Here is a 12,479-nt window from a genome sequence, read left to right on the forward strand (position 1 = left end):
TGGCTGAAGGAGCACGCCTGGAAAGTGTGTATACGGCAACGTATCGGGGGTTCGAATCCCCCCCTCACCGCCATATTTTAAGAAGAGCTCGTACGAAAGTACGGGCTTTTTTTTTCGCCTGTTGTACCCACCAGGGGGGGGATGAGAAGCCCCGACCGGGGTTCGACAGCTGGCGCAGCCAGCTGGACAGACCGCGAACCCGTGAGCGGGCTGCCCGCACAAAAATGGCGGGAGCATTTTTGAACAACGCCTGCGTTGGCCCCGCAGGGGCCAGGCCCAGGGATGGGCCGGGTAACGGCGAGCGCAGCGAGTCAATCCCCCTCTCACCGCCATATTTTAAGAACAGCTCGTACGCAGTCACGGGCTTTTTTTTCGCCTGTTGTACCCCCCTCCCCACAGCGTAGTAAACGTCATTCCCCGGGGTCAGCATAGTCATGGTCAGCACATTGCCATAGCGCTGAACGCCATTTTGTACAACCAGCGCCTGTTGGGGGTCATTCTGGTGGCTTTGACCGGGTTAGCTTTACAGAATGATTTATTTATCAATATGCGCGTTTTTATTGTCAGTAAATTGGCCGCTCATCCATTTTTTGAAATACGAAAATCGAGACGTGGGAAGTGAACGACCACCGTCCCTGCGAACGGATCCTGTCGTTCAATAGCGACTTCGTTAATAGTAAGCGTCACCAGTCGCCCGGTGACGGGCTCACGCCCATAGTCGTCCGGTGTAATAGTTACCGTTTCACCTTCAATAAACCCAAGAGCATCGGTGGGATCAACGAATCTTTCTGGCATGGGCGTCGCACGACGCGCGACGGCATGCGCATCGTCCGACGTGATTTCGCTACGTTGTCCGTTACCTATTGATTGAACGCGTACCATCCAGGCGCTTAAATGGGGGAACTGTCCACATAGCGATTCTGCATGCGGTACGTGAGCAAGAGCTGTTTTGATCTCAACATAGGCATGAAAATCTGCTAAGCCTGGCTCGTCACCTAACAGGAAATGTCTACCATCTGAGATCTGCTGTTCCACCCGATGAATATGAGCACGTAACTGCGTCGTCAGGTAGGGGATATCCGACTCCAGTTTCTCAACATCCATAAAACCACGAAAGTATGCCTGCCGATCGCGCATTAACGCTGCAGGGAATTGATGGATATTTGAACCAATAGCTAAGCCAGAACTGGCTATATGCAGATCGCGATCGCTCCAGCAAGCGAGGGCAAGAGCAAGTCCCTGACTCCCACCAGGAAAAATTGTTGGTGTTGGGAAACGTTTTTCTAACTCAGCAACAATCAGTCGGGAGTCACAATAAATATCGGCGCCAATTTGCATTACCGGTGTTTTTCGGTATCCACCGGTGAGGGCTGTTAGTTTCGGCTTAGGCATTATCAATTCTGCCTGAACCGATTGCCAAATCAGATTCTTTAATCCAAAAACGAGACGAACTTTCTCCGCAAATGGCGACGCGTCGAAATGATGAAGGATAATTTCAGACATATATTCACCTGCTAGTTACAGTAAAAGATAGCTTTGCCTGAAGACGCTAAGTACGCACGGCATTCCAGAAAGCCTGCCATCCCAGTGCCTGCCACTGGCCTATCTGCTGGGGATGACCTTGACTATGTTCGATAACCATATTTGCGATTGTGTCAACCAATTGGCCAATAAATTCTTCTGGCTGATTGCGTAATATCTTTTTTTCAATGCCCGTGTTCACTAACGTTTTAAAATCGACAAACATTTCCCATGACAGCTTTCGGGTCTCAGCCTGGAGTTTGTCCCAGGAATTTAAATATCGAGAAACCATGTATTTCTTAGGAAACTTCATTCCCCAGGCAATATACGCATCCCAAAATCGCCTGAGCTCCATTTGCACAGCCCGGGAAGTATCAATTTCAAATGTCTTCCTAAAATCATTCTTTATGTAAAGATAAAGATGATTAAAGAGCTGTTCTTTGGTAGGGAAATAAACAAATAACGTCCCGTCACCCACGCCTGCCTGTTTGGCTATCCGGGCGGTAGAGGCCGACAGCCCTACCTCTGACACCACGTCAAGAGCGGCGTCGAGGAGAGCCCTACGTTTTTCGTCGCTTAAAGGTCTTGCCATATACACTCCATTAAATGAGTGAGTAGGCGGTCATTTTAGAAGCGAAAAAAAAGGATTGCAAGCTCAAACCTGACGAAGCAGCAAACACGTTTTCACGATCTTGTAGAGAAAAGTACCGTCGAAGCCGTGAGAAGCGACATCTGCGTGAACCCATCAGTAACCGCAGGCGAACCTCCGATGCGTCATCAAGGGCATCATTTAACCCTGACGGTACCGGAGAAACTTCCCGTAAGCGAGCAAAGGGATGAGCCCCCCAGGATGCGTGGGTACCGACGACGATACCGCTCTCATCATGTAGAGAAGTCAGGATTCAGCACAGGGAACGGATCCGAAGCGCCAGGGCCTGGATCCGGTAGAAAATGTTGTGGCAGGAAGTTTATGTGAGGGTCAGGAAGCGCTGGCTGCTGACCATAGATCGACCGGTCCCAGTCGATCTGCTCCCTGGGTATCCAGCATCCAGCCCGGATACTCCGGTGGCAGCATGCTGACTGCATCCAGCTGGCGCAGCTCGTCATCTGTCAGCACCAGATCGATGGCGGCGAGGTTATCCTCAAGCTGATCGAGGCGTTTCGCCCCCATGATGACCGAGGTGACAACCTGTCGGGACAACAGCCACGCCAGGGCAACACGAGCAGGGCTACAGCCATGCGCCTGTGCGACAGGAATGAGAACGTCAATAATATTCCAGGCTCTTTCCCGATTAACAATCGGGAAGTCGAACTCAGAACGGCGTGAATCCTCTGGCTTCTGGTGGTCGCGGGTAAACTTGCCGGAAAGCAGACCGCCGGCAAGCGGGCTCCAGACGAGCAGTCCCATCTTCTCCGCCTCCAGCAGCGGCCCCAGCTCACGTTCTATATCGCGACCGGCGAGCGAGTAATAGGCCTGCAGCGTTTCGAAACGCGCCAGATTCTTGTGCTCGGAAATCCCCAGCGAGCGGGCAATTTTCCAGGCCTGCCAGTTCGAAACCCCGATATAGCGAACCTTGCCCTGAGTCACCAAATCATCAAGCGCTCGCAGGGTCTCGTCAATCGGCGTGATCGTATCATTGGCATGGATCTGGTACAGATCAATATGGTCGGTCTGAAGGCGTTTCAGGCTGGCGTCAACGGCGTCCATAATATGGCCACGCGATGCGCCAACATCATTCCGCCCCTGTCCCATGCGGCTATAGGCTTTGGTTGCCAGCACCACATCTTTGCGGGAAAGACCCAGATTTTTGAAAGACTGCCCCAACACCTGCTCGCTACCACCGTCAGAGTAAACGTCGGCGGTATCAAAAAAATTGACCCCAGCCTCGAAAGCGGCTTTGACGATATCATCAGCCTCTTTCTGCCCGGCGGCACCGATGTGTTTGTAAACACCAGAACCGTCACCGAAAGTCATGGTCCCCAGGCACAGACGGGAAACGAGTAAACCGGTGTTACCCAGCGTTTTATATTGCATGTTGTATCTCCAGCCGAATAATCGTAAGGAAAGAACTGTTTTACCGATCGGTCGTACTATGGATAAGTCACAAGCCCAACATCAATGCCGGGGAAGTGACGGCGCAGCTTTGTTGCTTCCTGCGGTGTAAAACCGCCACATAATTCAATAATCTGGATACCATCAGCGACAAGATCTTCGGCGGCGGACAGCATTTCGTCGGCGTCGTTCACGCCGATAAATTGGGCGTCGAACTCTGGCGATGTCATCTGCACCGCGTGCGTAGCCCGGTTATAGCCGGGGGCTTTGATAATGAATGCATATCGGGTCTGGATCATATCCGTAACGCCAAAAGATGATGTTGTTAGAGATCGACCTGGAACTGCTTCCACTGCGTCATGCGGTCTTGCAGATCGAAGCGCTCACCGTCAGCTGTGAAGGTACCATCGCCGTGGTGATGCAAATAACGTCGTTCCCTGCGCGAATCGTTAGACCATATCGCGACGGCCTTAAGGATAAAAAGCTGGTATTTGTCGACCATCGTGTTGTCATGTATGACGCACTCAATGTTGTAAAGGCAGTCACTTAATAGCGGGACGTTTACTTTGGCCGGCCTGGCCGTCGCCAGACCGAAACATTCGAATTTATCGACTGCCACACCGCTGCAATTACCCACGTCAACCACGGTGCGCGCAAGATCGGCTCCCGGCACCGCGAGAACACATTGCCCGGTCTTGTTCAGTGCGGCAAAGCTATGATCCCAGGGACCAATAACGCAGCCAATGAGCGGTGGAGCATGCTGTATCATCATATGAAACCCCATGGTCATGATGTTTGGACGCACGCCATCGTGGGTACAAACCATGAGAATCGGGCCGGACTCAAGAATTCGATAAGCCCTGGCGGCTGCAATCTGGCGCATCGCGACTTTCTCCGCGGATTGTTGTCGGTTAGCCATAGTCGATCGCCTACCCTACGCACTCGCTGGTGGCATGAACCGGAAAGAGCGCTTCCAGATGGTCGCGCAGCTGAGCGATATACTCATCCACTTGTGGGTCCTTAACGACGTTGAAGGCGGAAAAGGACGGGAGAACCTCCGCACCACAGAAACGATAGTTGGCGGTGTTGGCGATCATCACGTCATCGACGGATTTCCCCATAAACAGATACTGATCTTTATTATCAAACGCCACGCGTGGAGCATTCCAGGTCAAAGAAAGCATATACTTTTTCCCCTGCATCTTACCGCCCGTGCCGTACTGCCTGGAGGGGTCTTCACGCGTACGCCCGTCGTCGACAATCAGCCTTTTCTGGAGCAGACCATGGGTGAATATCTCATCGGCATATTTTTTGTAAATCCAGGGAGCACCAAACCAGTAGACGGGCGTCTGCAATACAATGATGTCCGCCCAGACATGCTTTTTAACCTCTTCTTCAACACCATAACCCTGCTCAATATGCGTTGTCTGAACGTTGTAGCCCCGACGCGCCATTTCTTCCTCGATCACATGGGCCATGGTCTTATTCAGCTCCCCTCTGGAGAACCCCTCGTAGAACTGGAATGCATTAATAATTAATACGTTTTTCATAATAATTCTCGATAAATGCTCTCACTCGCCCCGGACATACGGTTTTGGGAAAAAGGGGCTCCATACCATTCACGGGAGGAGTATCCACTAAAATGGTGAGAGGCGGCTGTCGATACCTACGACATTAGTGCACAAAAATCCAAATCTACGCTGGACGCTGGCGATTTCATCATCGCGCGAAGAACCACAGCAAATAATGCACCTTCCCGTATTACGGGAATGAGGTACGCGTAGCGGCAGCGTCTTTTATTTTCTTAGCAAACGGAAAAGCCGGCGATATGGCTGAAAATGCAACACTGCGGTAAAACCTTCCCGCATTAAATAGCTATTGTCACAATTGACAACCTTCCCTCACGCTACTGCATACCCGCATATCCACATTCATTTTCTTTTACTATTTAAGCGTATTCCCCGCCCTTTCTAAGACGCTTCGCGTCCTGAACAGGCGGCGCGCCAAATAGTTTTTTATATTCGCGATGAAATTGAGAAATATTGTCATAACCTACCGCGGAAGCGACCAGAGCGACATCACTCGCACGCTCGAGTAAACGAGCCCGGGCCGCCATTAAACGCAGGCGTTTTTGATATTGTAATGGACTCAACGAAGTCACCTCTTTAAAATGTTGATATAGTGACGATGTGCTCATATTGACATGTCTTGCAAGTGCCTCAATGCGCACCGGCTCATTAAAATGCTCTTTGAGCCAATTGACGGCTTGGGTAATTTTGTATGAGCTGCTGTCCCTGACCATTGAATGTCGCAGACGCATGCCCTGGTTACTCATCAATATCCGATAAATTATTTCTTGCTCAATGAGAGGCGCTAACATGGGGATATGTTTTGGCGTTAACAGCAAGCGAGCCAGACGACAGGTGGCCTCCAGCAGGTCGATTGATAAATCACCGGTACTCACTCCCGGGCCAGCAGAAGGCTCATCCGGCACGGGGAACTCTTTTGCCGAGACCAGGTTAGCCGCCACTGTCATATCGATCTCGAAAGAAAAACAGAGGTATGGCTTGTCCTGACTCGCCTCTATCACCCGGCCACTTATCGGCATATCAACGGAGGTGACCAGGCAACGTCTGGAATCATAATCATAGCATTCCTCACCAGCCTTAATCGTTTTACTCCCCTGGGCCGCAAAAATGAGCGCAACCTTACTTAACGTCGATTCTTCTTTTGACGGCGATGAAAAACGGAAAAAAGTCAGTGAAGGAATCGCAACCTTGTGTTCTCCGTCAATCGGAGAAAATCGTTTAATGATAGAAATTAACTCCTGAGTCAGCGTCTCTCTGGCGTCTAATTGTGGGGCAAAATCATTCGGGATATTCATCGTGAGCGATCCAATAAAAATACTAACACTCTTTATGTTGTAGACCTCATCATAACAACTCGGCAAACTAACACAATCGCGAATTGTGCATATACAATAATGATAGCCCCAGTGACAACAGGTCTGTTGCTCTCTTTTTTAGCCGAAAGTTACCGCTCCGCGGATACGTTTTCCCCAGTAATAATCATCAGCACATTCCCATCCGGACAAACTTAATGGATCTCTTTATAAATGCCAGGAAATACCTTGATGCATAATTCCAACGCCCCCCTTAACACCGGCGTGGACTTTTATGCAGGATAAATGGTCGATAGTGCATTGTAATGACAAGACCACCAGCTAATACTTAATCAACCGATGCCGTTAGGGTTCTTCCAATAACATATTCAGCAATTTACTTCTGCGGCATCGCTGGGACAGAGCCATTCCGGCCTGCATGACTATTATCGAAAAACCGCTATTCAGGATTAAAACTTATGAGTCAACTTGCAAAAACCTGGTATATCACCGGTGCGTCAAAAGGAATTGGTCTATCGCTTGCACGCAAGCTGTTGGCAACCGGTGCTAACGTTGTCGCCACATCTCGTACGCTGGCTTCACTCGTCGCGCAGATTGGCCCGGCTTCTGATACGTTTCTTCCGCTGCAGGTCGATCTCGTTGATGAGCGCAGCGTACAGGATAGCATCGAAAAAACCCTTGCTCATTTTGGCCGCATCGATGTGGTCGTGAATAATGCCGGTTATGGTCTGCAGGGCACCTTAGAAGGAATATCTGACGAAGAATTACGTCGTAACTTTGACGTCAACGTCATCGCACCATCACATGTTATTCGTCACGTGCTGCCCCACCTGCGTCGCCAACGTTCAGGCCATGTCTTTAACGTGGGTTCCATCGCGGGTTTCCAGGGCGGTTATGCGGGATGGGGGGTTTACGCCGCCACCAAATTCGCCATTGCCGGGCTTACTGAAGCCCTGGCCGCTGAAGTTGCCGAATTTGGCATTAAGGCAACGGTCGTTTATCCCGGCCCGGTACGTACCGAATTCTTGTCTTCAGGCTCCTTAGTCGTTGCGAAGCGCAGTATCCCGGAATATACGGCTGCACAAGACTTACTGGATTTACATCTCAACGAACTTGCCGGCGCGCAGGCTGGCGATCCTGCTAAGGTTGCCTTACTGATAATTCAGGCCGCCGAAGTGCAGAAGGCCCCCCTGCATTTATTTGCTGGCCAGATAGCAAATGACTATGCTCTGCAAAAAGTGGCAGCGGTAGAGAAAGATATTGTTGAATGGCGCGAAGTTTCGGAGGCGACCGACTTCCCGGAGTCATTCAGCAGTCAGTAACGGATAGTACTTACCGGGCAGTGCAGAGTAGCGCGCACGCTATGAGAGTGCGCGGCTGCTCTTGCAGGCCAGGCCGTGGCTATCTAAGCCTAAGCCTTCAGCGCATCAATGATAGCCCTCAGTCCCGCCGTTTGATGCTTACGACCAGAGAAATAGAGAAACAGGTCTTCCTCGATGGTACACCAGTCTTCCAGGCAGCGCTGCAACCGGCCATCGTAGACATAGGGTGCGGCACGGTCTGCCCATATATAGGCGAGCCCCAGCCCACGCGCTGCGGCATCCACCATCAATTCCTGGCTATCCGTCGTCAAGGGACCGGTCACATCGACCTCTAGCATTTTCCCTTCCTTTGCGAACTCCCAGTTTAAAATCTTCCCGCTGGGAAAAGCATAGCGAATACAGGCATGCTGTTGCAGATCGTGTGGCGTGACGGGAGCCGGATGCGTCGCGAAATAGCCCGGCGAGCCCACAACGGCAAAGCGGAATTTCGGCTTGAGCCGAACGGCGATCATATCCTGTGACAGACGCTCACCGAAGCGGATCCCGGCATCAAATCCCTCTTCGACGATATCCACCAGAGCATCCGTGGCGACAACATCCAGCTTAAGCCCGGTGTTATGTGCCAGCAGCTCCATGGCTTCACCCAGAACGAATACCGCCAGTGAACTGGGGACATTAATTCTGACGGTGCCGAAAGGCGAAGCGCGAAATGAGTTCAGTCCGTCCAGGGCATTTTGCATATCGACTAGTGCCGGCTGTAGCTTTGCGTACAACACCTGCCCTGCTTCAGTCATCGAGACGCTACGGGTAGTGCGATGAAAAAGACGCACGCCCACACGAGTCTCAAGACTACGAATTGAATGACTCACTGCGGAGGAGGATGTGCCTCTTTCTATGGCAGCCCGACGAAAGCTTAAATGCTTCGCCACCGACGCGAACACGGTCAGTTCAATCATCTCGGCAGCATCCATTAGTGAACCTCATTCATCATAGTGGCAATTATTACCTACTTTATCATATCAATCGAAAACTCCAGAATGTGGTGCAAGACATATGAGAGAAAGTTCTCTCTGGCTTAACGATCTGATGCTATCAATCTGGAGAAATCGATGACTATCAAAACCGCTTCTCACACCCTGTCAGGAAAAGTCGCGCTGGTTACCGGAGCAAGTTCTGGTATTGGCCGCGCCACAGCTATCGAACTGGCCCGCCGTGGCGCCAGGGTGGTCGCCAGCGCTCGTCGACGTAACGAAATCGACGCGCTTGTCGCTGAAATCAAAAGCGAAGGTTTCGAAGCAACGGCCGTTGTGGCGGATATCAACGTTGAAAAAGAGGTGATCGATCTGGTCGCCGCAACGTGCGCTACCTATGGCCGAATCGACATAGCCTTTAACAATGCAGGTACCGAAGGTGAGTTTACGCCGTTCATTGAGCAATCAAATGAAGTCTATGACACCATCTTTAATGCCAACGTGCGCGGCGTCTTCTGGTCCATGAAACATGAAGCCAAAGCGATGCTGGCCCAGGGCAGCGGCGTCATCATCAACAATGCGTCGATGGGAGGGGTGATCGGCTTTGCCAACGCCGGCCTCTATATCGCCAGTAAGCATGCTGTTCTTGGGCTGACCAAAACCGCTTCCATTGAATGGTTCAAGCAGGGCGTGCGCGTTAATGCCGTTAATCCTGGCATCATCGACACTCCGTTCCAGGACCGCATCTGGCCGGGCAGCGACGCGAAGAATGATTTCGCCGCTGCAACCGTAGCTGGTCGGGCAGGCTTACCGGAAGAAGTGGCTAGCGTCGTGGCGTTTTTAGCTTCTGATGACGCCTCTTTCGTTTCCGGTCATGGTCTTCTGGTTGACGCAGGTTATTCGATTGCCTGATCGAGAACGGCACGGGGAACCCGCCCTGATATAACGACTCAGTTCCAGAACGGATGTTGATTGATTCTACGTATTATAACGGGTAACGGCATAAACCGTTTCATAAAATATCTCGTCAGCGTTTTCTCACGACGACAGTATTTGCGGCACCATACCGCGCATTATCCGGGAGTATTCGCAAGGTTGGATTGGCGGGAGGACGCTCCCGCTTCTCCTGAGGTACCGCTAATGGTTCCCCTCTCCCTGATTCCCGTTTAACGGTACGCAGGGTTCTCTCATCGTATCGCTCAGATACCATCCCGAAGAGAGACCATCCACCGATGGCAGAACCAGGAGGGTAAAAGATAAAGCGTCCTCTTGCTCTCTCAACGTTGGCGGCATAACGTCACCTGACTCATCGTTTAATACGCATTAAAATAAATAAGGAAATACTCTGCAAATAGCGTCAGGGAAATGAATGATTTATCTTCTCAGCCATTTAAGCACTGTGCGATTATTATTAAAAATGAGGATAAGATAACCTCACGAACAAAGCCGAATAAGCCTGAAGGTTCGACTCCACCGCGGATACTCAGCGCGAGCCTATTGCTGATGGTATTCGGTTCCCCCGGCTGAGGGTCGTTGTTAATACCCACATTTACTATGACTACTTCCCCATCAATGAACATCTTATGAGCTGGCCTTCAGTGATGAAGAAGCCCAGGAGGATGTTCTGGTATCAACCGCTCGTGGATAGTATGCTCAGAGCCATCGTTAATCGGCATTCCTTTGTTGGATCCAAACTCCGGTGGATAAGCTTAAAAATCACGCGTATGAGAAAAATACCTCAGGGTATCACCCATTCCTTTTAAAATTATTTCAATGCAAACAAGGTTCGTTAGTGACTCATGAATATAACCATCAAAATGGATAAACAAAAGATAAGCACCGACGGCATGGGGCTTATCAATGGATATCAGCGTATTTTGCGTCGCCGTATTCTGATTATGGTAATACTGCTGATGCTCATCCTGGCGTCTTTACTGCTGGATTTCACCATGGGTCCTTCCGGATTAACACTGGATACCATCTGGCAAACGCTGGTCTCCCCTGAGACGGTAAATACGGGTACGCGAGTCATCGTCTGGGATATCCGGTTACCTTATGCGCTCATGGCTATTGTTGTTGGCCTGGCGCTCGGCCTGGCTGGCGCCGAAATGCAGACTATCCTCAACAATCCCTTAGCCAGCCCTTTTACACTCGGCGTCTCCTCAGCGGCGGCGTTCGGCGCAGCATTGGCGATAGTGCTTGGGATCGGCGTTCCGGGCGTTCCGGAGCAGTGGTTTATCTCGGCAAACGCGTTTGTGTTTGCGCTCCTGGCCGCCCTGCTGCTGGACGGAATTACCCGCTGGACAAATGTCGCTACCTCTGGCGTGATACTTTTTGGTATCGCCCTGGTGTTTACCTTTAATGCCCTGGTGTCAATGCTTCAGTTTGTCGCCAGTGAGGATACGCTGCAGGGGCTGGTTTTCTGGACGATGGGCAGCCTTGCCCGCGCCTCATGGGAAAAAGTCGGTATCCTGTGTCTTATCCTGTTATTTATTTTACCGCTATCGCTGATGAGTTCCTGGAAACTTACCGCACTGAGGCTAGGAGAAGATCGTGCGATCAGCTTTGGTATTAACGTACGCCGTCTTCGTCTGACGACATTATTGCGTATTAGTATCTTATCCGCCGTTGCCGTAGCATTTGTCGGTCCTATCGGCTTTATCGGCCTCGTTGCACCGCATATTGCGCGCATGATTTTTGGTGAAGATCATCGTTTTTACTTACCGGGCAGCGCATTCACCGGCGCTCTGGTATTATCGCTCGCCTCAGTCGCATCAAAAAACCTCATTCCAGGGGTCATTATCCCGGTAGGGATTGTGACATCGCTGGTTGGGGTCCCTTTCTTTTTGAGTATTATTCTACGCCATCGGAGTAACGTATGACTCAGCCTGTACAGACGGGTTTGCGCCTTTCCCACTTCAGCGCAGGTTACCCCAGGCGCCAGATAATTCGCGATCTCACCGTGCCCCATCTGGCGCGCGGTAAAATCACGGTTTTACTGGGCCCTAACGGTAGCGGTAAATCCACCCTGCTGAGGGCGATGGCAGGTCTGAATAGTTCTGACGGCGAATTATGGCTGGATGATACCGATCTGAAGACCCTGCCTTTCTCCCGGCGAGCGGAAAAAGTGGTTTATCTGCCGCAGACGTTACCGGCCGGGGTCCATCTTCATGTACTGGAATCGGTCATTGTCGCGCAGCGGGCATCAGGAGGGGTACAGACCTCTGCGCAGCAGGAAGAAGTGATGGCGCTCCTGCGTCAACTGGGGATTGAACATCTGGCACTGAGCTATCTGGATCAACTCTCTGGCGGGCAAAAACAGCTGGTAGGCCTGGCCCAGTCGCTGATTCGCGCGCCCTCCTTATTATTATTGGATGAACCCTTAAGCGCTCTGGATCTGAACCATCAATTTCACGTCATGAGTCTGGTGGCTCAGGAAACGCGTCGGCGTAATATTGTTACCGTAGTCGTGGTCCACGATATCAATACCGCACTGCGTCATGGGGATCACATCCTGATGCTGAAACAGGGCGAGCTGGTCGCCAATGGCGCGGTTGATGAGGTGATTACGGAAGCCAATCTCGCCACCGTCTACGGTGTAAAAGGCAGAATTGAATTCTGCTCGCGCGGCTATCCCTATACCATTATTGATGGCCTTATCGAACCCCAGGCAAGCTCTTCTTTCTAAACTAACCTCTTCGCGGTGTATC

At 51.2% G+C, this 12,479-nt stretch carries 12 protein-coding genes; 4 read left to right on the plus strand and 8 right to left on the minus strand.

Translation table 11 applies throughout. The features are described from left to right. Positions 1 to 579: 579 nt before the first annotated feature. The 7 genes from ACI2JR_RS20970 to ACI2JR_RS21000 form a co-directional block, all read right to left on the minus strand. Positions 580 to 1,503: a glutathione S-transferase family protein gene (locus tag ACI2JR_RS20970; protein WP_132727022.1), complete on the minus strand. Its 924-nt coding sequence runs from the start codon at positions 1,501 to 1,503 to the stop codon at positions 580 to 582. Positions 1,504 to 1,549: 46 nt separating this feature from the next. Then, positions 1,550 to 2,113, minus strand: a complete 564-nt coding sequence (locus ACI2JR_RS20975; protein WP_462479384.1) for a TetR/AcrR family transcriptional regulator — start codon at positions 2,111 to 2,113, stop codon at positions 1,550 to 1,552. Between the two features lie 387 nt (positions 2,114 to 2,500). Continuing rightward, positions 2,501 to 3,556, minus strand: coding sequence for an aldo/keto reductase (locus tag ACI2JR_RS20980; RefSeq protein WP_462479385.1), 1,056 nt, complete (start codon positions 3,554 to 3,556; stop codon positions 2,501 to 2,503). 56 nt (positions 3,557 to 3,612) lie between these two features. Beyond that, positions 3,613 to 3,873 (minus strand): DUF6506 family protein, encoded by a 261-nt coding sequence (locus tag ACI2JR_RS20985; protein WP_462479386.1) that lies wholly within the window; start codon positions 3,871 to 3,873, stop codon positions 3,613 to 3,615. A 26-nt stretch (positions 3,874 to 3,899) separates the two neighbouring features. Further along, the gene (locus ACI2JR_RS20990) at positions 3,900 to 4,493 is read right to left on the minus strand and encodes a flavin reductase family protein (protein ID WP_462479387.1); all 594 of its coding nucleotides are present in this window, start codon (positions 4,491 to 4,493) and stop codon (positions 3,900 to 3,902) included. Between the two features lie 10 nt (positions 4,494 to 4,503). Further along, positions 4,504 to 5,124 (minus strand): NAD(P)H-dependent oxidoreductase, encoded by a 621-nt coding sequence (locus ACI2JR_RS20995; protein ID WP_132727034.1) that lies wholly within the window; start codon positions 5,122 to 5,124, stop codon positions 4,504 to 4,506. 398 nt (positions 5,125 to 5,522) lie between these two features. Continuing rightward, positions 5,523 to 6,458: an AraC family transcriptional regulator gene (locus ACI2JR_RS21000; protein ID WP_132727037.1), complete on the minus strand. Its 936-nt coding sequence runs from the start codon at positions 6,456 to 6,458 to the stop codon at positions 5,523 to 5,525. Positions 6,459 to 6,934: 476 nt separating this feature from the next. Between ACI2JR_RS21000 and ACI2JR_RS21005 the strand changes: the two genes are divergently transcribed. Next, positions 6,935 to 7,798, plus strand: a complete 864-nt coding sequence (locus ACI2JR_RS21005) for an SDR family oxidoreductase (RefSeq protein WP_462479388.1) — start codon at positions 6,935 to 6,937, stop codon at positions 7,796 to 7,798. Positions 7,799 to 7,887: 89 nt separating this feature from the next. Here ACI2JR_RS21005 and ACI2JR_RS21010 read toward each other — a convergent pair whose 3' ends face one another. Further along, positions 7,888 to 8,754: a LysR family transcriptional regulator gene (locus ACI2JR_RS21010; protein WP_207896599.1), complete on the minus strand. Its 867-nt coding sequence runs from the start codon at positions 8,752 to 8,754 to the stop codon at positions 7,888 to 7,890. A gap of 153 nt (positions 8,755 to 8,907) precedes the next feature. Between ACI2JR_RS21010 and ACI2JR_RS21015 the strand changes: the two genes are divergently transcribed. The 3 genes from ACI2JR_RS21015 (at position 8,908) to ACI2JR_RS21025 (ending at position 12,457) form a co-directional block, all read left to right on the plus strand. Beyond that, entirely contained in the window at positions 8,908 to 9,681 is a 774-nt protein-coding gene (locus ACI2JR_RS21015) for an SDR family NAD(P)-dependent oxidoreductase (RefSeq protein ID WP_462479389.1), read from the plus strand. Between the two features lie 935 nt (positions 9,682 to 10,616). Then, positions 10,617 to 11,651: a FecCD family ABC transporter permease gene (locus ACI2JR_RS21020; RefSeq protein WP_462479408.1), complete on the plus strand. Its 1,035-nt coding sequence runs from the start codon at positions 10,617 to 10,619 to the stop codon at positions 11,649 to 11,651. Beyond that, positions 11,648 to 12,457 carry an ABC transporter ATP-binding protein gene (locus tag ACI2JR_RS21025; RefSeq protein WP_132727051.1) on the plus strand — a complete coding sequence of 270 codons (810 nt, stop codon included), beginning with the start codon at positions 11,648 to 11,650 and terminating at the stop codon, positions 12,455 to 12,457. The genes ACI2JR_RS21020 and ACI2JR_RS21025 overlap by 4 nt, the downstream gene beginning before the upstream one ends. The last annotated feature ends 22 nt before the right edge of the window (positions 12,458 to 12,479 follow it).

Source organism: Klebsiella sp. NPDC088457 (assembly GCF_044900465.1).
GTDB lineage: Bacteria > Pseudomonadota > Gammaproteobacteria > Enterobacterales > Enterobacteriaceae > Klebsiella.